Origin of the sequence: Haloferax sp. Atlit-12N (assembly GCF_003383095.1) — an archaeon.
In the GTDB taxonomy this organism is placed as follows: Archaea; Halobacteriota; Halobacteria; order Halobacteriales; family Haloferacaceae; genus Haloferax.
On the sequence record NZ_PSYW01000001.1, the window covers coordinates 55,698 to 76,984 of the forward strand.

General features: G+C 68.3%; 20 protein-coding genes. 8 read left to right on the forward strand and 12 right to left on the reverse strand.

Annotated elements, in window-relative coordinates:
• Position 1: 1 nt before the first annotated feature.
• From C5B90_RS00295 to mvaD, 7 genes are all read right to left on the reverse strand, one after another.
• Positions 2 to 310: a non-histone chromosomal MC1 family protein gene (locus C5B90_RS00295; RefSeq protein ID WP_115878160.1), complete on the reverse strand. Its 309-nt coding sequence runs from the start codon at positions 308 to 310 to the stop codon at positions 2 to 4.
• A 96-nt stretch (positions 311 to 406) separates the two neighbouring features.
• Positions 407 to 1,387 (reverse strand): phosphotransferase family protein, encoded by a 981-nt coding sequence (locus C5B90_RS00300; RefSeq protein WP_115878162.1) that lies wholly within the window; start codon positions 1,385 to 1,387, stop codon positions 407 to 409.
• 71 nt (positions 1,388 to 1,458) lie between these two features.
• Positions 1,459 to 2,148, reverse strand: a complete 690-nt coding sequence (locus tag C5B90_RS00305; RefSeq protein WP_115878164.1) for an HAD family hydrolase — start codon at positions 2,146 to 2,148, stop codon at positions 1,459 to 1,461.
• Between the two features lie 99 nt (positions 2,149 to 2,247).
• The gene (locus C5B90_RS00310) at positions 2,248 to 3,402 is read right to left on the reverse strand and encodes an acyl-CoA dehydrogenase family protein (RefSeq protein ID WP_115878166.1); all 1,155 of its coding nucleotides are present in this window, start codon (positions 3,400 to 3,402) and stop codon (positions 2,248 to 2,250) included.
• Between the two features lie 124 nt (positions 3,403 to 3,526).
• Positions 3,527 to 5,236, reverse strand: a complete 1,710-nt coding sequence (locus tag C5B90_RS00315; protein ID WP_115878168.1) for a histidine kinase N-terminal 7TM domain-containing protein — start codon at positions 5,234 to 5,236, stop codon at positions 3,527 to 3,529.
• Positions 5,237 to 5,399: 163 nt separating this feature from the next.
• Positions 5,400 to 6,533, reverse strand: a complete 1,134-nt coding sequence (locus C5B90_RS00320) for an NAD(P)/FAD-dependent oxidoreductase (protein WP_115878170.1) — start codon at positions 6,531 to 6,533, stop codon at positions 5,400 to 5,402.
• A gap of 66 nt (positions 6,534 to 6,599) precedes the next feature.
• Positions 6,600 to 7,574, reverse strand: a complete 975-nt coding sequence (gene mvaD / locus C5B90_RS00325; protein ID WP_115878172.1) for a phosphomevalonate decarboxylase MvaD — start codon at positions 7,572 to 7,574, stop codon at positions 6,600 to 6,602.
• 645 nt (positions 7,575 to 8,219) lie between these two features.
• Here mvaD and C5B90_RS00330 point away from each other — a divergent pair.
• Entirely contained in the window at positions 8,220 to 8,660 is a 441-nt protein-coding gene (locus tag C5B90_RS00330; RefSeq protein WP_233511854.1) for an SRPBCC family protein, read from the forward strand.
• A gap of 52 nt (positions 8,661 to 8,712) precedes the next feature.
• Here the strand turns inward: C5B90_RS00330 and C5B90_RS00335 are convergent, their stop codons facing one another.
• The 3 genes from C5B90_RS00335 to C5B90_RS00345 all read right to left on the reverse strand — a co-directional run bounded on the left by C5B90_RS00335 (position 8,713) and on the right by C5B90_RS00345 (position 10,684).
• Positions 8,713 to 9,366 carry a hypothetical protein gene (locus C5B90_RS00335; protein ID WP_115878174.1) on the reverse strand — a complete coding sequence of 218 codons (654 nt, stop codon included), beginning with the start codon at positions 9,364 to 9,366 and terminating at the stop codon, positions 8,713 to 8,715.
• Between the two features lie 96 nt (positions 9,367 to 9,462).
• The gene (locus C5B90_RS00340; protein ID WP_115878176.1) at positions 9,463 to 10,044 is read right to left on the reverse strand and encodes a flavin reductase family protein; all 582 of its coding nucleotides are present in this window, start codon (positions 10,042 to 10,044) and stop codon (positions 9,463 to 9,465) included.
• A 208-nt stretch (positions 10,045 to 10,252) separates the two neighbouring features.
• Entirely contained in the window at positions 10,253 to 10,684 is a 432-nt protein-coding gene (locus tag C5B90_RS00345) for a DoxX family protein (RefSeq protein WP_115878178.1), read from the reverse strand.
• 369 nt (positions 10,685 to 11,053) lie between these two features.
• Here C5B90_RS00345 and C5B90_RS00350 point away from each other — a divergent pair, with 369 nt between their 5' ends.
• The 5 genes from C5B90_RS00350 (at position 11,054) to C5B90_RS00370 (ending at position 17,656) form a co-directional block, all read left to right on the forward strand.
• Positions 11,054 to 11,731, forward strand: a complete 678-nt coding sequence (locus C5B90_RS00350) for a winged helix-turn-helix domain-containing protein (protein WP_115878180.1) — start codon at positions 11,054 to 11,056, stop codon at positions 11,729 to 11,731.
• 40 nt (positions 11,732 to 11,771) lie between these two features.
• On the forward strand, positions 11,772 to 12,581 hold the full coding sequence (locus C5B90_RS00355) for a DUF429 domain-containing protein (RefSeq protein WP_115878182.1): 810 nt from the start codon (positions 11,772 to 11,774) through the stop codon (positions 12,579 to 12,581).
• Between the two features lie 359 nt (positions 12,582 to 12,940).
• Complete coding sequence (locus C5B90_RS00360; RefSeq protein WP_058567458.1) at positions 12,941 to 13,384, forward strand: hypothetical protein; 444 nt, start codon at positions 12,941 to 12,943, stop codon at positions 13,382 to 13,384.
• A gap of 111 nt (positions 13,385 to 13,495) precedes the next feature.
• On the forward strand, positions 13,496 to 15,142 hold the full coding sequence (locus C5B90_RS00365) for a COG1361 S-layer family protein (RefSeq protein WP_233511856.1): 1,647 nt from the start codon (positions 13,496 to 13,498) through the stop codon (positions 15,140 to 15,142).
• 3 nt (positions 15,143 to 15,145) lie between these two features.
• Positions 15,146 to 17,656, forward strand: a complete 2,511-nt coding sequence (locus tag C5B90_RS00370) for an RND family transporter (protein WP_115878184.1) — start codon at positions 15,146 to 15,148, stop codon at positions 17,654 to 17,656.
• Positions 17,657 to 17,718: 62 nt separating this feature from the next.
• Here the strand turns inward: C5B90_RS00370 and C5B90_RS00375 are convergent, their stop codons facing one another.
• Positions 17,719 to 17,958 (reverse strand): hypothetical protein, encoded by a 240-nt coding sequence (locus C5B90_RS00375; protein WP_058567456.1) that lies wholly within the window; start codon positions 17,956 to 17,958, stop codon positions 17,719 to 17,721.
• Between the two features lie 76 nt (positions 17,959 to 18,034).
• Positions 18,035 to 18,319: an acylphosphatase gene (locus tag C5B90_RS00380; RefSeq protein ID WP_115878186.1), complete on the reverse strand. Its 285-nt coding sequence runs from the start codon at positions 18,317 to 18,319 to the stop codon at positions 18,035 to 18,037.
• A 186-nt stretch (positions 18,320 to 18,505) separates the two neighbouring features.
• On the opposite strand from C5B90_RS00380, the gene C5B90_RS00385 reads away from it, so the two are divergent.
• On the forward strand, positions 18,506 to 19,867 hold the full coding sequence (locus C5B90_RS00385) for a phosphopentomutase/phosphoglucosamine mutase (protein ID WP_115878188.1): 1,362 nt from the start codon (positions 18,506 to 18,508) through the stop codon (positions 19,865 to 19,867).
• Between the two features lie 195 nt (positions 19,868 to 20,062).
• Positions 20,063 to 21,193 (forward strand): BMP family protein, encoded by a 1,131-nt coding sequence (locus C5B90_RS00390; protein WP_115878190.1) that lies wholly within the window; start codon positions 20,063 to 20,065, stop codon positions 21,191 to 21,193.
• The last annotated feature ends 94 nt before the right edge of the window (positions 21,194 to 21,287 follow it).

Genomic DNA, 21,287 nt, shown 5'->3' on the forward strand with positions numbered 1-21,287 from the left:
CTTACGCCTCGAGGTGTTCGATACCCTGCTTCGAGACGTTCGCCCGAGTGACGTAGTCGTCCATCCACTCGGGGGCGTCATCGTCTTTCTCCTCGGTCCACGCCCACCCCTCGTAGATGTGGACGCGGTCGGTCCCGCGCTCGCGGAGCCTGAGCGTCGCTTTCCCGTCGATGTCGTCGGGGCCCGGGGCGGGGTGAAGTCGTCGAGCGGCCTTCAGGGCTGCCTGCCGGGGATACGTTCCGCTGAACACGCTCGTCTCCTCGCCGTCTTCGACGAGGACGAAGTTTCGCTTGCCGTCTTCTCGTACCATGCTTGTCCCTACCACGCACTCCGAATTAGTAGTTCGTGTCGCCGCGGGGCGCGGCGCACCTTCGAATGGAGCCGACGGCACCGACTCCGCGCGGGGTTACAACAGCGCGTCGAGGCGGTTCAGATGGAAGTCGAGCGCGGCCGCCCCGGTCCGCTCGGGATAGCCGGGACGGGTGACTTCTCCCGCCGAATCGACCGCCGAGTGGACGACGGCGGCGACCCGATAGGCGCGTGGTACCGACGGGAGCGGCCGGACCGACTCGTAGCCCGCGCGGAACGCCCGGCGGAGCGGCGCACCGTCTTCGACGTACCAGTCGGCGACGAGGTGTTCGACCTTGGCGACGGCGAGCCCCGGCGCGGCGGCCATCGGCTGTCCCCAGTCGAGCACGGCGGTCACGCGGCCGTCGGCGACGAGCGCGTTCCCGGGTCTGAAATCCCACGGATAGAGGCTCGCCGGCGGGTTCGCGGGGAGCGAGGCGGCCGCGACGGCGTCCGCCAATTGCTCTCGAATCCCGTCGAACGCGGCCGGAAGCGCGGTGATTCCCTCGCGGGCGTAGGCGGAGAACCACGTCTCCCAGTCGCTGTCGTCGGCGCTCGCGGCGTCGAACCCGCGGTCGGTCAGCGAGTCGGAAGCATCGCCGCCGTCGGCCCGCGGTCTCCCGGGAGCCGACCGTCCGAGCCGACCGTACCCCCCGAAAGAGAACGCTTCGTGAAGCTGGCCGAGGCCGACGCCGAACGACCGAGCCACGCGACGTTGGGTCGCCGAATCGAGCGAGACGAACCGCTCGTGGAGCTCGTCGCCGGCGGCGCGCGCTACGACGACGTACCCGAACCCGTCGACCGCGCCCGACGCGAGGACGCGGGGAACCGGAATCGTCGTGCGCTCGCGGACCGCCCGCGAGAGGTCGGATTCGAGGGCTAGCGCCGCGGCGTCGGTTGCCGTCTGGACGACGACTTCCCCGCCGTCGGCGAACGTCGCCACCGCGGTCCGCTTGTGGTTCCCGTTCGGAACGCGGGCCGTCGCCGTGACGCGTCGCTCGGGAAACTCGCGGGCGAGTACGGTTCCGACGGGGTCCATGGAACCACTCTAAGGGCGACGCCAACAAAGGTCCAGCGGACGGTTCCCGCATGGCCGACCGCGGGGGACCGTCACGGACCGCCGTCTAGAATCGCAGAAAACTCGGTGAGCGACCGGAGGACGTACGCCGGGGCGTGAGAGGTCGGGTCCAGGTCGCCCTCAGTACCCGTTTCGACCGGGCACCACGCGGCGTCGAGACCGGCGCGGTGGGCTCCGTCAACGTCGAATTCCAGCGAGTCACCGACGTGGAGGCTCGCGTTCGCCTCGGCGTCGAGGTCGGCGAGCGCCCGGTCGAACGGGTCGGGATGGGGTTTTCGCCGCGGCATATCACCCGCGAAGACGACCGCATCGAACGCGTCGGCGATGCCGAGCGCGTCGAGTTTGATAGACTGCCGGCGCTCGGGGCCGTTGGTGACGAGGCCAACGGACGCGTGGTCGCGGGCGGCGGCGAGTGCAGCCTCGGCACCGGGGCGGAACGAGACCGCCGAGTGGTCGACCGTCTCGACGAACCCGCGGGCCAGTGCCCGAACGTCGACCTCACGGTCGTGTTTGGCCGCGACGCGCTCGAAGCCGTCCGCGAGGTAGCCCTCGTGGTCGTCGTGGTCCGGCGGGCCGTCGAGCGCGGTCCAGAGGTCCGACGGCTCGCCGAAGCGGTCGAGACCGGCGGCGTCGAACGCGCCGGCGTAGACGGTCTCGCCGCTCTGGTCGTTCGTACAGAGCGTGTTGTCGAGGTCGAAGAGAATCGCGTCGAACGGTGCCACAGTCTCTCTTGGAGCGGCGGCGGTAAAACCTCGTCCACGGGTGATGCCGTCCGCGGCGGCGGCCAGACGCCGCGAGCCACGGGCAGTCACAGACCTACCTCAGAAGCCCTTGCCGAGCAGTTCGCGGGCGATGATGTTCTTCTGAATCTCCGTGGTTCCCTCGTAAATCTGCGTGATTTTCGCGTCACGGTAGAGCCGCTCGACGTCGTGGTCGTTGACGAAGCCGGCCCCGCCGTGAATCTGAACGGCCTCGTCGGCCACGTCGGTGGCGACGTTCGAGGCGAACTCCTTGGCCATCGACGCGAGCGCGGTCAGTTGGTCCTCGTCGTTGTCGACGCTCCACGCAGACTTGTAGGTCAACTGCCGGGCGGCCTCGGTCGCGGTGTGCATCTCCGCGAGCTTGTGCTGAATCGCCTGGAAGTCGCCGATGGAGCGGCCGAACTGCTCGCGCTCTTTGGCGTAGTCGAGCGCCCGCTCGCAGGCACCCTTGGCGATGCCGACCGCCTGCGCGGCCACCGCGGTCCGGGTCTCGTCGAAAAACTGCATGAGCTGGAGGAAGCCCATCCCCTCGGTGCCGACGAGGTTCTCCTCGGGCACGCGCACGTCGTCGAAGACGAGTTCGGCCGTGTCGCTGGCGCGGATGCCCATCTTTCCGGTTATCTTGTCCGCGGAGAACCCGTCGCGGTCGGCCTCGACGATAATCTGCGAGAAACCCGCGTAGCGGTCGTCCGCGTCGGGGTCTGTCCGGCACATGACGACGAAGTAGTCGCCGACACTCCCGTTCGTTATCCACATCTTGGTGCCGTTTATCACCCACTCGTCGCCGTCTTTCTCGGCGCGGGTGCGCACCGAGGTTACGTCGGAGCCCGCCTGCGGCTCGCTGATGGCTGCGCCCATGACGGACTCGCCCTCCGTAATCGGCGGCAGGAAGCGCTCCTTCTGGTCGTCGGTGCCGAAACTGATGATGGCCTCCGCGCCGAACCCGGCGCTCGTGATGCAGAGCCCGATTCCGGGGTCGACCGCGAACAGCTCCTCGGTGACGAGCGCGTTCTCCAGCGACGAGTAGCCGACGCCGCCGTACTCGACGGGGAAGTGCGCCCCAGTCAGCCCCATCTCCGACGCCTTGCGGACGACCTCAGCGGGGTACTTCTCGGCCTCGTCGTACTCCCCCGCGACCGGTGCGACCTCGTTTTCGGCGAACCGTCGAACCTCCTCGCGGATGGCCCGCTGTTCGTCCGAGAGCGAATAGTCCATGATTGTTAATAACATACATGGCCGATAACAGTTGTCACACAGCGAGAAACGTGCGGCGAGTTGATTCGGCTGTCGGGGCGTCAGGCGGTCGAACGGGGTGGGTCAGTCAGCCAACCGGGTCGGCTCAGTCCGCGGCTTCGACGGTCGCGAGCGGGAGGTCGATGACGAAGACGCTCCCCCGCGGCTCGTTGTCCTCGATATGCACGGTGCCGCCGAAGTTCGAGACGATGGTCTCGACGAGGTAGAGGCCCGTTCCGGTGCCGGGGCTTTCGAGCCCCTTCGCGCCCTTCCCGAAGACGACCGACTTCTGTTCGTCGGAGATGCCGGGTCCGTCGTCGGCGATGCGGACGGTGACGCCCTCGTCGTCCGCGGTGCCCGAGACGACGATGGCCGGGCGGTCGCGGTCGCTGTGGACGACCGCGTTCTTCAGGACGTTCACGAACACCGAGTCGAGCAGGTCGTTGGCGAACACCGTCGCCGACGGGAGGTCACCGACCGTGAACGCCGCGTTCGGGTGGCCCTCGCGCACGTCTTCGACGGCCTCCCGGAGCACGTCGCCGACATCGAGGGCGCGGCGGCGCTCGTCGTCGTTCGTCGCGCGCATCAGCTGTCCGAGCACGTCGGTGAGGTCCACGGTGTTGAGCGCCCGCCGGAGCGCCGTCTCCAACTGCGACCGCGCCTCGTCGGACAGCGGTTCGTGGTTGAGGACGATGTCGATGTACGCCGTCACGAGCTGCATGTCGTTTCGGATGTCGTGGCGGACGATGCGGTTGAGCACTTCCAGTTCGTCGTTCCTCGACTCCAAGGCGAGTTCGTAGTGCTTCCGCGGCGTCACGTCTCGGACCGAAATCACCCAGCCGAGCGGGTCGCCGGCTTGGTCGAGCGGGATGCGCGTCAACTCGACGTAGCGCTCGTCCTCGACGAGCACGTCGCACGACGAGTGCTCGCCGTCGAGGTCGCCGTAGTTCGGGATGGCCTCGCTCGCCGGGCGGCCGAGGAGCGGGTCGCCGGTGCCCAACAGCGGACGGACGTGGTCGTTGACGTGGACGACGACCTCGTCGGCGTCGAGGACGACGAGGCCGTCGGCCGAGTGCGCGCCGGCGGTCGCGTACGCCAGCGGGAGGATGTCGAGGAGCTTGTAGCGGTAGACGGCGATGCCGAACGTCACCGAGGGGACCGCGAGCGAGGCGGGGATGAGATTGACACCGCCCGCGAGCGGCGGGGTGCCAGTGAGTTCGAGCGCGGCGACGACCGACGGCACGAGCATCCCGACGATGAGGAGCGTCGCCTGTGTCCGGTAGGGGCGGTCGAGTTCGAGGGCATACTGACCGATGATGCCGAGTCCGAGAAACAGCAGAACGAAGCCGTAGACGAGGCCGAACACGCTCACCGGGCCGTCGGCGACGGAGAGCACCGTCACGCCGTCGACGGTCGACAGCTTCCAGCCGGTGTAGCCCAACTCCAGCGGGTTGGTGAAGAGGACGACGAGGAACATCGCCGGGACGACGTACAGCGACGCGACGACGTGCCTGTCGAGCAGTTCCCGGCGGTCGGTGTACGCGAGAGCGAAGACGAAGAACGTCGGCGCGGCGGCCATCGCCCCGACGTGGAGGAACTTGTACGCGAGCAGTTTCGCGCCGGGGTCGACGAGGAACAGCTTGACCGCCGTCGTCGCGGTCCAGAGGGTGACGGCGGCCGTCAGCACGGCGAACGAGACGACGGTCGGGTTCCGCCCGCGGCGGCGGACGAACTGGACCGCGTAGGCGGAGAGGACGCCGGCGACCACCGCCGCGAAGACCATCGGGTAGGCGTAGGCGGTGTGCTGCCAGTTCATCGAACACCTCGCTCGTCAGTCACGGCTCGAGCGGTGCCCTCGGAGGCGTCGTCTCGGAGATGGTGCCCGGCATCGTTGACTATGGGCGGCGATACTCCGTCATCGGATAAAGAACTTCTCAGGGAAACCTCCCGACTACGGGAGCGCTTCTGCCGGGAGCGGGTCAGGCGTGCAGTTCCTCGTCGACGAGGTCGACCGCCCGGGAAATCGCGCCGACTGAGGTGAGATGGCCCGCTCCGACGGTGGCTTTCATCGCCTTCGCGGCCTTCCCGCGGAAGATGCTCGGGCCGACCTGCGCGACCGCGCCGTCGCCGACGGAGACGATCCAGCCGGGGACTTCGAATCGGTAGGGGTCGGGCCGCGGCGCGAAGTCGTTCCCGTCGCCGTCGAGTTCGAACTTGACCTGCGCCGCGACGTTGCCGGCGACGGTCTTCGCCTCGCGGAGGGCCGCGGAGGCGCTCGCCGGCACGGGTTCGCCGTCGGCGTCGACGGCGCGGGCCGCGTCGCCGACGACGAACGTCCGGCGGTCGAGTCGGAGGTCCGCCCTGACGGAGGGTCGCTCGCCGCCCATCGCGTCGTCGCCGGCGATGCCGCCCGTCCAGACGAGCAGGTCGTAGTCGATGTCGCCGGTGTCGGTCGCGACGGTCGCGTCCGTCACCGACTCGACGGCCGTCTCGGTCCGAATCTCGACGCCTCTGTCGAGGAGTTCGTCGCGGACCGCCCGCTGGAACGACTCGGCGAACGACGGCGCGACGGCGTCCAGTTGCTCGACGAGGACGATGTCGGCGTGCGCGTCCTCCTCGTCGCGGAGCGCGGCGAGTTCGCCCGCGACCTGCACGCCCGACAGCCCCGCGCCGCCGACGACGACGGTGCCGCCCTCGTCGCAGTCGTCGAAAAAGCGCTTGCGGATGGTCTCCGCGTCGGCGACGCGCTTCAGCGGGACCGAGTGGGCTTCGAGCCCGGGGATGCCGTAGTAGGCGGTCTCAGCGCCCAGACAGACCGCACAGTAGTCGTAGTCGAGGGCGTCGCCCTCGGCCAGTTCGACGGTCCGCGCGTCACGGTCCACCGCCGTCACGCGGTCGACGACGACCTCGGCGCGGTCGAGCGCCTCGTCGAGGGGGACCTGAATCGCGTCTGCGACCGCCGGCCGCCGAATCGCGCGGTGGACCTCGTGTTGGACGAGGTGGTGCGCGGAGTCGTTCACCACGGTCAGGTCGGCGTCGGCGGGGAGTCGGCGTTCGAGGTCACGGGCGAGCGTGAGGCCCGCGTACCCGGCACCGAGAACCAGGACACGCATGACTGACGGGTAGGGCGCGAGAGAAAAGAGGGTGACGGCGGGTGCAGCCGGTGCGTCCGCGACCGCTCAGAACAGCGCTTCGGACTCGTCGAGCACTTCGGCGGGGCCGCCGACGCCCCACACGTCGGTCTCGACGCCGCAGTCGGCGACGGCTTCCTCGACGCGGTCGACGTACTCCTCGGTGGTGTTGACGTAGACGCTCGCGCCGGTGTCGGTCGAGAAGTAGACCGGCACGTCCTCTTCGTTCCGGAGCCTGCGGACGGCGTTGAACACGGCGATGGTGCGCGGTTGCCAGTAGACCCAGCCGGCGGGGCCGGTCATCGTCGTCGCCGCGAGCGACAGCGAGTCGTGCTCGGCGAGTTCGAAGGCGGCGTCGAAGTCGGCGTCGTACAGAGCGTCGCGCATGTCGTCTATCTGGGCGTGGATGTGCGCCATCCGCGCCTGGAACATGTGGCTGTCGGCGGCCTCGGCGTGGGCCTGTTCGGTCTCCTTGTAGGCGGGGACGTGCGCGGCGACGATGCGCAGGTCGTCTTCGAGGTCGGTCTCGATGCGCTCGGAGCGACAGTCGGTGTCGTTCATCCCCGAGTAGAGGTGCGACACCGCGCCCGTGACGGCGCGGGCGGCGGACGCCGACCCGCGGCGGGCGATGGTCGAAACTTCGGGGCGCGTCATGTCGAGGCCGGCCGCCTCGCCGAGCGCCATCGCAGCCGCGGCGAACCCGGACGCCGACGACCCGAACCCGATGTTCGAGGGGAAGGAGTTCTCGCTTTCGAGGCGGACGCGGTGGTCGAAGTCGGCCAGTTCGCGGACCCGGTCGACGACGGCTTGGATGCGCTCCGCGCCGCGGCCTTCGACTTCCTCGCCGCCGATGACGTAGACGTCTTCGTCGGCGCCGGGGAGGAACTCGACGGTCGTCTTCGTGTGGCTCGGTGCCGTGCAGACGCTGATGCTGTCGTGGTACGGCATTCGGCGCTCCGTGTCTCGCATCCCGTGATACTTCACGAGGCCCTGAATCGGGTGGGCCTTGGCGGTGGCCTTCATGTTCGAACGCCCGTCGGACTCGGGGTTAAACGTCCCGATAGGTGTCGGCTCCGGCGGGTAACGAGTCCAGCAGGTCGGACGGGTACAGTCGGTCGGAAATCGAGTGCGCGCCGGCAGGACGGCTGGCGCGGGTCGGTCGCAACGGTGCGCAGGAAGGACGCACGTTCTCCCTCTCCAGCGGGAGGCGGTCAAGTTCGATGCAGTCGGTCGCTCGGTCGGTTACGTGGGTCGTCGTATCGTGTTGGCTGTCTCGTGGTTGAGTCGCTGGGTTCGTTCGATTGGTTGGTTGGGTTGGTCGAGTTCGGTGCGAGTGGTTCGTTACGGTGCGGTCGGTTCGTTGCTGTTCGGTCGGTCCGTTACGGTTCGATTGGTTGGCTGGTCGTTCGAGGTCGATGCGTGTGGTTCGTTGCTGTTCGTCGTCGTTCGATTGGTTCTCTCCGGCTATTCTGTGGACTCGGATTCGTGTCCTCGCTCCCAGACGTTCGTGACGCTCTCGCCTGTGGGTGGTGTGTGGCTGACGTCTCGCATCGTCGCATTCGGGCGGTCACTTGTGTTGCTCATGTGTTGCCTTGGTAGTTGCTACCACGTTTCGTGGATAAAGATTTCGGCGATGTTATATTACGACTTATTAGCATACTAGGAGATATGAGGGGCGAGTCGAGCCGGACCCGAACGCGGGTGGAGCGCACGCCTGAGGGACGGCGACTGGTCGTCTCCCGGCGGATTTCGGCTCCCGCGGCGGCAGCGTGGGACGTGTTGGTGTCGGTCGCCGACTGGCCCGACTGGGGGCCGAGCGTGTCGGCCGTCCGCGGCATCGACGGGCGCATCGAGGCAGGCAGTCGCGGCGAGGTCCGCGTCGCCGGCGTCTGGGTCCCGTTCAGCATCGAGACGTGCGACGACGAGTCCCGCCGGTGGACGTGGCGTGTAGTCGGGATTCCGGCGACGGGACACCGCGTGGAGTCGGTCGGGACCGACCGCTGCGAGGCGGCGTTCGAAGTGCCGATTCTCGCAGGGCCGTACGCCGCGGTCTGTGCGCTCGCGCTGCGCAGAATCGAACGGCTCGCGAAGCGTCGTGCTCGCGGTTGAGACGTGCTGCGGGTGAGACAGAACGAGCGAGTGACTGGCTCCGAGCGACGACTCAGAACGGGCCGAACAGGACGAGCGCGGCGACGACCGCCACGACGACGACGGCCGCGACGAGGAGCGCGAGCGCGCGACCGGAACCCGCGCCCGACGCGGCGTCCGCCTCGGCCGCGGTGCGGGCCTCTTCGGCGTCTATCTCGTTGACGATGTCCTCGAACTCCGGTTCGTGCGGCTCGTGGTACTCGTCGATGATAGCCTCGTCGAGGTCGGCGTCTTCGAGCGCCGCCACGAGGTCGGGAAGCGCCACGAGGTCGATGGGGCGCTCGACTTCGTCCGGGTCGACGAGGAGGTCGCGGTCGCCGTCCTCGTCGGGCTCGTCGAGCTGCTCGTCGGTCGCGAACGCGAGGGCGAGCGTCTCCGAGGCCTGCGCTTCGTCGCCAGTTGTCAGGAGTGTCCCAACGATGCCGCGGTCGTCGCAGCGCTCGGCGAACGCTTCGACGCTCCGGGCGTCGAACGCGGCTTCCACGTCTATCCAGACGACCTCGGTCGGTTGTGACTCGCCTTCGGGAGCCGCAAAGAGAAACGTCCGCCCGTCGCGGACGCTCCGTTTCGTTCGCTCCCCACGGGTCGCGCGGACCCGCTCGACGACGGTTGCCGCGTCATCAGTATCGAGAAACGAAAGCACGCTCGACAACGACACGTCGCTCATTGGTTCGAACGACTCTGTATCCCGCGATAAACCTTCGCGCCCCATTATCAATTCTCGATAACGGGCGGATCGTCGGAGCGGTTTCGTCGGAACGGGCTAGTCCGGACGGACGAGTTCGAACCGGTCGTCGGTCGTCGCGTACTCGTTGCCGGCGAGCCGACCGACTGCGTCGAGTTTCCTCGTGTCGAGTTTGCCGTCGGTCAGCACCTCGTCGGCGACGTGCGCGTGGACGACCTCGCCGAGGACGAGCGTCGAGGAGCCGACTTCCATGCTGTCGTAGAGGGTGCACTCGAAGGCGACTTTGGCGTCGGCGACGCGGGGGGCGTCGACCCGGACGGACTCGGCCTTCTCGATGCCGGCGTGTTCGAACTCGTCGACGCCGGGCGGGACCGTCGCGGCGGTCTCGTTCATCGCTTCCACGAGGTCGCGGGTGACGACGTTGACGACGAACTCGCCGCGCGAGATGGCGTTTCGTGGCGTGTCCTTCAGCGACGGGCCGCGACCGACCGGCGCGAAGACGAGCACCGGCGGGTCGACGCTGGCGACGGTGGAGAAACTGTACGGCGCGAGGTTGTCGGCGTCGTCGCCGCGGGTGCTCACCCACGCGATGGGGCGCGGGACGACGGCTCCCGAGAGCAGGCGGTACGGCGAGCCGAAATCGTCGGGCGCGCCGTCCATCAGCGACCCCCCGCTGCGGGCGGTCGGGGTCGGGGTCGGCTACTCGGCAGGTGACGAGGACGTGTCGAATCCGGGATTGCGTCGGTCACGAATGGGTGTGTGGTGGGTTCGGACGCCGATGAATCTGTGGGGCGGTGACGCCTCGGAACTCTGTCTGGGGTCGCGTCGGAACATGCGTCAGGGTTCGTGTCGTGAGTTGCGTCGGCGGTCAGAACAGCGTCAGGCCGATGGCGTAGGACCACGTCGTCCCGCTGAGCGCGAGGAAGACGAGCGCGCCGCCGAGCATGACGACGTTCTTCAGGAAGCCGGTCATCTCCGACTCCTGTTGGTCCTCGGGGACCGCCCAGAAGTTGTGGAACACCGGCGTCCCGACGACGAGGAAGACGGCGACGGCCCCGGCGGCGAGCGCGGGGAAGACGCCGAGGGCGATACCGAGGCCGCCGAACACGAGCATCCCGCCGGAGACGACGACGCCGAGGCGGGGGGCCGGCAGGCCCTTCATCTCCGCGTAGCCGGTCATGTGGCCGAGGTTCAGGAAGTGGTTGAGTCCCATGAACGCGAGCACCGCGCCGAAGAGGACGCGCGCGAGGAGGAACGCGATGTCCGCGCCGGGAGCGGCGAACTGGAGCGCGACGCTCATCTCGACACCTCCGTCGTGTCGGTGGTCGTGTGGCGGTCCGTCGTCAGGGGTACTACTATCATTGCGTTACCTGGTACGAGGCCGAACCGATATATACGTTTGCTGACACACATGTCACCGGGTAACCGTGCGGGTATCGGGTTACACCGGCGTCACCGGAGTTTCTACAGAATGTTCGAGGCTCGGTGGTTAGTGCCGGACTATAATCATTTTCCGCCCTCTGAGTGGCCGAGCGTTTCGTTCTCGAACGATATATGGTACGTATATGGTAGTATTGTTCGACCCTCGAAAGATATACCCCGCTTGCCATTGCATATCAGCATGGGACGTGTCAATCATGATGAAAACAACCAGCGGAGAGTCTCATTTATGACCGAGACGTGGGATTCCGCGGGGTATATCGCGAGTTCCCGGTACCGGCTGGCCGTGTGTCGGTACCTCTCGGAACACGGTTCAGGACTCCCTTCTCGAATCGCCGCGGAGACCGACCTCGCACAGCCGCACGTGTCTCGGGCGCTCTCCGAACTGCGGGAGCGGGGCATTGTCGAACTGTTGGTACCGGAGTCACAGCAGAAGGGGCGACTCTACGGGCTGACGGACCTCGGCGAACTCGCCTACGAACGGGTCGCACTCGACCAGGAGGCGGAGGTTACCGTCGTCGACGACGGTGATTTCCCCGCCCCCGAACTATCGTCAGAGTTGCAGGACGCCTACGGGGACGCACTCCGTGCAATCGCGTGGTGTGAGCCGGTTCAGACACAGATTCGCTTCTTCGAGCAGTCGCTTCTCGACCGCTACGACGAAGACACCGTCAAGACGCTCGTCGCGACGCTCACGAACGAGGAGGCCATCGACCAACCCCTCGAAGACCTGCCAATCGGAGGTCCGGAACTCGTCGCGTTCGCCATCGACGACGCACTCATCGTCAGGGTGCCCCTCGACGGCGGCGTGAAACTACTCGTCTCGCTCGACGCGGCCATCGACGTGACGCTCAGCGAGCTCCGCGACTCCTGTCGGCAGATGACGGCCGTGGCACTCGATTCCTGAACCCAGAGCTTTTCTCTCGCTCCACGACCTAGCTCGGCTCGTGCCACAGCGTCGCTCTTTCCCCGTTATCGGTGTCGACGGTTGTCGGTCCGGGTGGGTGTGCGCCGTCGCCGCGGACGGCCTCTCAGTGCGGGCCGTTCCCGACTTCGACGCCGTCTGGGAACTCGCCCGCGAGCGAGACGCCGCGCGGGTGCTCGTCGATATCCCTATCGGACTGCCCGACTCCGACCGCCGGGCGTGCGACCGCGAGGCTCGGGAACTGCTCGGCTCTCGCGCCGCCACCGTCTTTTTCGCGCCCGTCCGCGCCGTCCTCGACGCCGACTCCCACGAGGCGGCCAGCGCGGCGAACCGCGAGCGGACCGGAGCGGGACTCTCGATTCAGGCGTGGCACCTCGTGCCCAAAGTTCGCGAGGTCGACGCCGTCCTCCGGGAGACGCCGCACGCCCGAGACCGAATGTTCGAATCCCATCCCGAACTCGCCTTTGCCGCCTTCGCCGGCGAACCGCTCTCGGAACCGAAGTCGACGCCCGAGGGGCGCGACCGCCGCCTCGACGTGCTTCGGACGGCGTTCGCCGGAAGCGAGGAGAAGAACGGCGTCGGCGACCACGGTTCGAACGCCGACGCGACGGACGCGCCGAAGGTCGACGCCGAGCGCGTCTACCGCGAGACGCTGGACCGGACGCTCCGCCGGGACGTGGCCCGCGACGACGTGCTCGACGCGCTCGTCCTCGCGGCCGCAGCCCGGCGGCCCCTCGCGACGCTCCCGAGTGACCCGCCGCGGGACGCTGCCGGACTGGAGATGGCGATTCGCGTCCCGACGGGCGCTCTTGGGATGGATACTGAACTTTGACAACCTCGCAGGAATATCTGCAAAATCTTGAAGGAGAGCAATATATAGCCAACAATAGTGTTGTGTATCCTCCGAGGAGAAGATATTTATGCACGGTGTTCAATCGGATAGATGGCGCGACCACTGTCGCCACCACAGAATACCCAGCCCAGCCCAATGCGTGATTCAGTGCCAGCACGCAGTCGGTCGCGCCTCCCGCTGCCTCTACTCGGGTTCGACGGCCCCGCCCCGGGCCCGAACCCGACCGTTTCAACGCCCTGAGCGCCCGCCACGGTCGGTGCGTCGCCCTGTTCTCGCCTGATTTCGAGCCCCGGGTCTCCGGCCCGAAGCTACATCTACGACCCATCCTAACCCCGCGTATGTACACCGGCAGGACGGACCAGCCCTGCTGTCTCTGCGACGACCCGAAGACGGTCGCCCGAATCGCGGTCCCGCCGCGAGCCGTGACGCTCATGGAGAACGCCGCCCCCATCGCGTGGCGCGACATCGTCGGCGACGTGACGCTCCAGTTCTGCGAGAGCGACTGGGAACTCGTCACCGAGTTGGTCTTGGACCTCGGCATGCATCCCCTCTCTCGGTGTAACGTCGCCCGCGCGGACTTCAGCATCCGCGAGGACTTCGAGGCGCTCCTGAACAGCACCCGCGACGAACCAGACCAGACCGAACAGGAAGACCGCATGCTCGCCGAGGCCCGCGCCGTCATCGACGACGCCGACGACCCGATGGTCGAGGAACGCGACCTCGTGGAGGCCCACGTCGTGGTCCGCGCGATGGCCGAACTCGGCGTCGACCGGACCGCGTGAGTCGCCTCCGCTGAGGCCGCCGGAACCGACGACACAAACCTTCTCGCCCGGCTGACTGTCTCGAACGGGGCGAATATCGTATTTCCCCGCAGAGAACGTATCAGCGACCAGTTGGGTCGGTCCGTCGCCGCCCCCGCGCCGATATCCGCGGACCCGGACGCCGTCGGTGCCGCTCGCCGGGACCTCACGATGAAGAGTTACACCGCTATCTTGGTCGCCGTACTGCTCGTCCTCGCCGCGCTCCCGGTTTCGGTCGCCGGCCAGCAAGCCGAGCCGAACCACGTCCCCGTGTTCCGCGCCTACGTGGTCGACCCGGTGGTCGAACCCGGCGTCGAGACGACGGTGCGAGTGGTGTTCGCCAACGACCCGGTGGACACCGAAGACGTAGCGAAGCCCGCGGAGAACGTCCGCGTCAGGCTCTCCCCGCGAAACACGCCCTTCACCGTCAGGACCGGCGACCTGTTCGTCGGCACGATGAACGACAGCGACACCCGCGAGGTCGCCTTCCGGGTCGAGGCCCCCGAGAACGTCGCCGCGGGCGAGTACAACCTCCGCCTCGACGTGTTCTACGAGTTCGACAACGCCCACCGCCGCGTCTACCGCCTCGACGTGCCCGTCCGAATCGAAGAGCGCGTGCGGTTCGCCGTCGTCGGCGCGGACTCGTCGGTCCCCGTCGGCGGCAGCGGCGCTGTCGCGCTGACCCTGCGGAACACGGGGGAACTCGACGCGCGGAACGCCGTCGTCGGGGTGACCGCCCAGTCGGCCGACGTGAGCTTCGACGGGGCGCAGACCGCGAGCAGTTTCGCCGCCGACTGGCCCGCCGGCGAGAACCGAACCTTCGTCTACGACACCACGCTCGATTCCGAGGCGTCCGTCCGCGGCTACGTCCTCGGCGTCGCCATCGCCTACGAGGACCCCGACGGCGCGCGCCGACAGTACCCCGACCTCGCCGCCGGGTTCATCCCCTCGCCCAAGCAGTCATTTTCGGTCGCGGACGTGACGAGCACGCTCCGCGTCGGCGACGAGGGCCGAATCGAGGGCGTCGTCGTCAACGACGGAACGACCCTCGCACGCAACGCGGTCGTGACGCTCTCGCTCCCCGAGGGGAGCGCGACGGCGACCGAGACCGAGTACGCCCTCGGCGACCTCGAACCCGGCGAGCGCGTCCCGTTCTCGTTCGACGTGGGAATCTCGGACGACGCGGACGCCGGCCCCCGGCAGTTCACCGCGACCGTCGCCTACCGCGACGCCGAGGGCGACCGGCGCACCGGCGACGACATCGACCTCCGAGTCGCCGTCGCCGCCGCAACCCCCGAGTTCGGCGTGACCGTCGACGAGGGCACCGTCGCGCCGGGCCGGAACGGGCAACTCCGCGTGACGGTCGTCAACGACCGCGACGAGACGCTCACCGACATCTCCGCGAAGATATACCTCGAAGACCCCCTCTCGTCTGCCGACTCCGAGGCGTTCGTGGACGAACTCGCACCCGGCGAGTCGGCGACGCTCGTGTTCGACGTGTCGGCCGCCCGCGGCGCGCTGGAGAAGGACTACCCGGTCGAACTCGACTTCCGCTACGACGACGGGGCGGGCGAGACGACCATCTCCGACGCCTACCGCGTGCCCGTCCGGGTCGAGGCCCCCGAAAACGGCGGTGGCCTCCCGTTCGGTCTCTCGGCCCCGCTCGTCGGCGCGGCGGTCCTCCTCGCGGCGGTCGGCGGCGCGGGCTTCCTCGTCGTCCGCCGGCGGGGGCGGCGCTGAGCCGTGGCCCGACTGGAGTTCCAGCGGTTCGTCGACTGGGTCGACCACCGCATCGTCAACCGCTCGCGGCGCGTCATCCTCGTCTTCCTCGTCCTCACGCTGGTGTTCGGGGCGGGGCTGAGCGCCGTCTCGACCGAGGCCGGGACCGAGCAGTTCGCCGAGGAAGTGCCCGCCGAGGAGGCGTTCGCGCGCGTCTCCGAGGAGTTCTCGCCGCGGTTCGAGGCGGGGACCGGAAGCACGCAACTCATCCAGCGCGCCCCGAACGTCCTGACGAAGCGCGAACTCCTGCGGATGCTCGAAGCCCAAAAGCGCCTCTCGGACCGTGACGACCTCCGGGTTATCGGCACCGCCAGCGCCGCCACCGTGGTCGTGGAGACGCTCGACCCGGACGCCGACGACCTCGACGCACAAATTTCGGCGCTCGAACGCGCGACTGACCGCGAGGTCGCCGCCGCGGTCCGCGAGAACGCCGACAACGAACGCTTCACCGGCCTCCTCGCCGACGACTTCAACCCGACCGCAGCGAGCGCCTCGGCGACGATTGCGGTCGTCACGCACTCGGTTCCGCTGGCCGACGAGGCAGGTGCGGGACAGGGCGGCGAGAGCCCGCTCACCCCGATTCAGCGGACCGCCGGTCGCGTCGTCGCCACCGTCGGCGGCGACATCTCCGTCTTCGGCTCGGGCGTCATCGCCGACGAGTTCGGGACGGTCATCGCCGACTCGCTCGTCCTCGTCGTGCCCGCGGCCGTCGTCTTCATCCTCGTCTTCCTCGTCGTCGCCTACCGCGACCTCGTGGACCTGCTGTTGGGGACCGCCGCGCTCGGGATGGCCCTTGTCTGGACGTTCGGCTTCCTCGGCCTCGCGGGCATCCCGTTCAACCAGGTTATGATAGCCGTGCCGCCGCTGCTCCTCGCGGTCGGCATCGACTTCGGCATCCACGCGGTCAACCGCTACCGCGAGGACCGCGCCGACGGGTTGGCCGTCGGCGAGGCGATGCGACAGGCGACGGACCAGCTCCTCGTGGCGTTCTTCATCGTCACCGCGACCACGGTCATCGGCTTCCTCTCGAACCTCGTGAGCAACCTCACGCCGATTCGGGACTTCGGCGTCGTCGCGGCCATCGGCATCGTCTTCACCTTCCTCGTGTTCGGCGTGTTCCTCCCGGCGACGAAAGTCGAGGTCGACAGGCTCCGCGAGCGCTACCCGATTCCGACGTTCAGCCAGTCTCCGCTCGGCCGCGAGGGGAGTTCGCTCGGGAGGGTCCTTCGACTCGGCGTCGCGCCCGCCCTCCGCGCCCCCGCTGTCGTCCTCGTCGTCGCGCTCGTTCTCTCGGGGTCGGCGATGTGGTACGCCACCGGCGTCGACACCGAGTTCGGACAGGAGGACTTCCTGCCGCCCGCGGAGGCCCCGGCGTACCTGAAATCCCTCCCCGAGCCCTTCGCGCCGGGCGACTACAGCGTCGTCGCCGACATCGAGTTCCTCGAAGAACGATTTTCGTCCTCCCAGAGCGGGGTCGTGACGGTGTACCTTGAGGGCCGACCCACGGACGACGCCTACCTCGAAACGCTCGACCGGGTCGCACAGGACCCGCCGGACACCTTCATCGTCGAGGACCGCCGCGCCGACTCGACGAGCGTCCTCACCGTCATCGACGACGAGGCCAGAGAGAACCCCGAGTTCGCCGCGGTCGTCGCCCGCCACGACCGGGACGGCGACGGCATTCCCGACCGGAACCTCGCCGAGGTGTACGACGCGCTGTTCGCCACCGACTCGGCCGCCCGTGCGGGCGAGTACCTCGCCAACGACTACCGGAGTTCGCGCGTGGACTACCGCGTGCGGGCCGACGCGGACGACGACGCGGTCGTCGCCGACGCCAACGAGGTCGCTGCGCGCTTCCGCGGTCCGAGCACCGCCACCGGCGCGGTCGTCGTCTTCTCGGCCATCTCGGACCTCATCCTCGACTCCGCGGTGCAGAGCCTCGCCATCTCGATGGCCGGCACCGGCGCGTTCCTCGTGTTCGTCTATTGGTGGCTCGAACGCCGTCCGTCGCTCGCGCTCGCCAACCTCGTGCCCATCCTCGTCGCGGTCACGTTCGTCGCCGGGACGATGCGCCTCGCCGGTATCTCCTTCAACGCCTTCACCGCGACGGTGCTCGCGCTGACTATCGGCCTCGGCGTGGACTACTCGGTCCACGTCGTCCACCGCTTCGTGGACGAGCGCGCCGACCACGACCTCGAAACCGCGCTCGACCGGACGGTCCGCGGCACCGGCGGCGCGCTCGCGGGCAGCATGCTCACGACCGTCTTCGGCCTCGGCGTGCTCGTCCTCGCGGTGCTCTCGGTTCTCGGCCAGTTCGGCCTGCTCACCGCCGCGAGCATCGTCTACTCGTTCCTTGCGTCGATGCTGGTGTTGCCCTCGGCGCTGGTCCTCTGGGACCGGTTCAACGGCAACGACCCGCTCGTTCCCCTCGGCGGCGTCGAACGCGACTCCGGCGCAGCGGCGACCGCCGACTGAGAGTCGCGTCCACGCTTACGCCCCGCTCGTATTCCCGCTCCTGCTCGTATTCCCGTTCCTGCTCACATCCCGGTTCCCACGCCGAACAGCCGCGTCGACCCCCACGAGAGGACGACGATGCCGACGATGAACACCGCGAGCGCGGCCATCATCGGAAACGGGTCGAGCGACGGCCCCCCGAGGAACGGCCCGCGGACGATGAGAAACGAGGTGCCCATCGAGAGGCCGAGTCCGACGCTCGTGACGAGCGTGAAAAACAGTTTTGCGACGCCGATTCCCCGCGTGTCGTTCCGGAAGCGCATGGGGACAGGTTCCCCGAACCCCGCTTGAACGATTTGGCCGTCTCGTTGATGTTATCGGCCGGCTGTCGGGTTCCCGTCAGCGCTCGACCCGGAAGCCAGTCTCGCCGTCCGGCTCCTCGTAGGTGACTTCCACGTCCTCGACGGTCGCCATCGGACTCCCTTCGTGGCACCACTCGACCATCGCCTCCACGTCGTCGCGGGGGCCCTCGAAGACGGCCTCGACGCGGCCGTCCGAGAGGTTCTTCACCCAGCCGTCGACGCCGCGGTCGCGGGCGGTGTCGCGGGTCGTCGCCCGGTAGTAGACGCCCTGTACGTGTCCCGAGACGTAGATGTGCGCGCGGGTTCGGCCGTGCTCGCTCATGGCCCCCGATTCGTCGCCCGTCGCCAAAGGCGTGCTGCCTCGGGCGGCCGGTTCGGCGTCTCCGCCGGCGACCCGGTCGCCGTCGCTCTATGCCCCGCCGCGACCGCCGTGACCGACCCATGCTTCCGCCTCGCACGCATCCAGCGAACCGTCAGCATCTAAGTACGACCCCCACAACGCTGGACTATGGAACTCTTCGGCACCGCCGGTATCCGCGGGAGCGCGACGGAGCGAGTCACGCCGGAACTCGCCCTCAGCGTCGGCCGCGCCGCCGGCCTCGCCGCGCTCGAATCGGACACGCCCGCCGAGTTCGTCGTCGGCCGCGACGGACGAACGACCGGGCAGGGCCTCGCCGCCGCCGTCGAGGCCGGACTGCTCTCCGCCGGCGCGGACGTGACCCGCGTGGGCGTCGTCCCGACCCCGGCGCTCGCGTTCGCCTCGCGGGGTCGCCGCGGCGTCATGCTCACCGCCTCGCACAACCCCCCGACGGACAACGGCATCAAGATGTTCGTCGACGGGCAGGAGTACGACCGCGACCTCGAACGCGACATCGAGACGCGGGTCGAGGCGAACGCGTCCCCGGCCGACTGGGACGACTGGGGCGCGACGGGGACGAGCGGCGTCCTCGACGCCTACCGAAGCGCTATCGTCGAGTTCGCCAGCCGGCACGGGGCAGACCTCGACGGCCTCAACGTCGCCGTCGACTGCGGAAACGGGATGTCCGCGCTCGGCACGCCGCAGGTCCTCCGCGACCTCGGCGCGCGCGTCGTCACGCTCAACGGGCAGGTAGACGGCCACTTCCCCGGCCGCGAGTCGAAGCCGACGCCCGAGACGCTCGCGGACCTCATCGCGTTCGTCGCCGACGGCGACTTCGACTTCGGCATCGGCCACGACGGCGACGCCGACCGTATCGTCATCATCGACGGAAACGGCGAGGTCGTCCACGAGGACACCGTCATCGCCATCGTCGCCGAACACTACGTCCGCGTCTCCGACGCCGAGGACCCGGTCGTCGTCACGACGCCGAACGCCTCGGGCCGCATCGACGAACGAGTCCGCGAAGCCGGCGGTCGCGTCGAGCGCGTCCGACTCGGCGCGCTCCACGAGGGCATCGCCAGCGCCCGCGCCGGCGGCGGCGACGTGGTGTTCGCGGCCGAACCGTGGAAGCACATCCACCCGTCGCTCGGCGGTTGGATAGACGGCGTCGCCTCGGCGGCGCTCATCGCCCGCCTCGCCGCCGAGTCCGGCATGGCCGGTCTGCGCGAACCGGTCACGGAGCGCCCGTACCGCAAAGTGAGCGTCCCGTGTCCCGACGAGAAGAAGCGGGCGGCGATGGCGGCGCTCAAAACCTCGCTTCCCGACGCGATGGCCCCCGAATCAGTTGATACCGAGTACGGCGTCCGACTGGAGTTCGCCGACGCGTCGTGGACGCTGGTTCGCCCGTCGGGCACGGAACCCTACATCCGCGTGTACGCGGAGGCCGACGACGTGGACGCGCTCGTCGACGAGGTGACGGCCGTCGTCGAAGCCGAAATCGAGGACGCCTGAGGGGGCGAGAAGCGAAACTGTCTGAGCGCCGAACCGAGTCGGTATCGCGTGTGACGTGAACGCGTCGCCAGTAGTGATGAACTTCAGTCCCGTTTCCTGCGGTTTTTCAAACGGGGCGATACGACGCCCCTGAAACCCGAAAACGACACCTTTATGCAAATTTCGCCGCCCCTATCCCAGTAGGAGTTCATACATATGGACAGACGTTCTTTTGTCAAAGCGGCAGGGGTCGCGGGCATCGCGGGCCTCGCAGGTTGTACGGGCGGACCGTCCGAGGGGAGCCAAGAGACGACGGCGACGACGACCGAGTCGTCCGGCGGCGAGGAGACCACCACGGCCGAGCAGACGACTGAGGAGTCCGGTCCCTCGGCCTACGTCGGCATGGTCTACGCGCTCGGCGGTCTCGGTGACAAGTCGTTCAACGACGCCGCGAAGCGCGGCATCGAGGAGGCGACCTCGGAGTTCGGCGTCGAGTACGACGAGGCTCAGCCCTCGGCGGCCGAGGAGTTCCCGCAGTTCCAGCGCCGGTTCGCGCAGTCGTCGAACCCGGACTACGACCTCGTGTCGTGTATCGGCTACGCGCAGAAGTCCGCGCTCGCCGAGACGGCACCGAACTTCCCGGACCAGAACTTCATGATCGTCGACGACACGGTCGACGAGGACAACGTTGCGAGCTACCTGTTCCGCGAGGAGCAGGGCTCGTTCCAGGTCGGCTACCTCGCCGGTCTCCTCACCACGCAGGAGTTCTCGGCCGGCTCCGGTTCGACGACGCCCGACTCGAAGAACGTCGGCTTCGTCGGCGGCGTCGACGCCCCGCTCATCCGGAAGTTCCAGGCCGGCTTCGAAGCCGGTGTGGCGCACGCGGACGAGGAAATCACGGTCGACGCGGCCTACGCCGGGTCGTTCTCCGACTCCGCGAAGGGGAAGGAAATCGCCACGTCGATGTACGACAACGGCGCGGACATCGTCTACCACGCGGCGGGCGGCACGGGCCTCGGCGTCTTCCAGGCGGCGAAAGAGCAGGGTAAGTTCGCCATCGGCGTCGACTCCGACCAGTCGCAGACCGAACCGAACTACTCCGACGTCATCCTCGCGTCGATGGTCAAGCGCGTCGAGTCGGCGGTGTACACCTCCGTCGAGAACGTCGTCAACGACGAGTTCAACGGTGGTTCCACCACGACGCTCGGCCTCGAAGAGGACGGCGTCGCCGCCGTCTACGGCGCGGAACTCGGCTCCGAAATCCCGCAGGACGTGAAGGATTCGCTCTCGGAGTCCCGCGAGGCCATCATCGCCGGCGACATCGAGATCCCGACGACGACCGAGTAACGCCGCACTCGAACACTCGCATTTCTTTCGACGCCGCGTTCCGAGCGGCGGCACCCGCCGCCGACGAAGGAGTCAATATTGCCGGTTCCACACC

Coding starts and splice junctions, on each gene's coding strand:
- C5B90_RS00295 (WP_115878160.1), bottom strand. CDS start 310: ATGGTACGAGAAGACGGCAAGCGAAACTTCGTCCTCGTCGAAGACGGC.
- C5B90_RS00300 (WP_115878162.1), bottom strand. CDS start 1,387: ATGGACCCCGTCGGAACCGTACTCGCCCGCGAGTTTCCCGAGCGACGC.
- C5B90_RS00310 (WP_115878166.1), bottom strand. CDS start 3,402: ATGGACTATTCGCTCTCGGACGAACAGCGGGCCATCCGCGAGGAGGTT.
- C5B90_RS00315 (WP_115878168.1), bottom strand. CDS start 5,236: ATGAACTGGCAGCACACCGCCTACGCCTACCCGATGGTCTTCGCGGCG.
- C5B90_RS00320 (WP_115878170.1), bottom strand. CDS start 6,533: ATGCGTGTCCTGGTTCTCGGTGCCGGGTACGCGGGCCTCACGCTCGCC.
- mvaD (WP_115878172.1), bottom strand. CDS start 7,574: ATGAAGGCCACCGCCAAGGCCCACCCGATTCAGGGCCTCGTGAAGTAT.
- C5B90_RS00330 (WP_233511854.1), top strand. CDS start 8,220: ATGAGGGGCGAGTCGAGCCGGACCCGAACGCGGGTGGAGCGCACGCCT.
- C5B90_RS00335 (WP_115878174.1), bottom strand. CDS start 9,366: ATGAGCGACGTGTCGTTGTCGAGCGTGCTTTCGTTTCTCGATACTGAT.
- C5B90_RS00340 (WP_115878176.1), bottom strand. CDS start 10,044: ATGGACGGCGCGCCCGACGATTTCGGCTCGCCGTACCGCCTGCTCTCG.
- C5B90_RS00345 (WP_115878178.1), bottom strand. CDS start 10,684: ATGAGCGTCGCGCTCCAGTTCGCCGCTCCCGGCGCGGACATCGCGTTC.
- C5B90_RS00350 (WP_115878180.1), top strand. CDS start 11,054: ATGACCGAGACGTGGGATTCCGCGGGGTATATCGCGAGTTCCCGGTAC.
- C5B90_RS00360 (WP_058567458.1), top strand. CDS start 12,941: ATGTACACCGGCAGGACGGACCAGCCCTGCTGTCTCTGCGACGACCCG.
- C5B90_RS00375 (WP_058567456.1), bottom strand. CDS start 17,958: ATGCGCTTCCGGAACGACACGCGGGGAATCGGCGTCGCAAAACTGTTT.
- C5B90_RS00380 (WP_115878186.1), bottom strand. CDS start 18,319: ATGAGCGAGCACGGCCGAACCCGCGCGCACATCTACGTCTCGGGACAC.
- C5B90_RS00385 (WP_115878188.1), top strand. CDS start 18,506: ATGGAACTCTTCGGCACCGCCGGTATCCGCGGGAGCGCGACGGAGCGA.
- C5B90_RS00390 (WP_115878190.1), top strand. CDS start 20,063: ATGGACAGACGTTCTTTTGTCAAAGCGGCAGGGGTCGCGGGCATCGCG.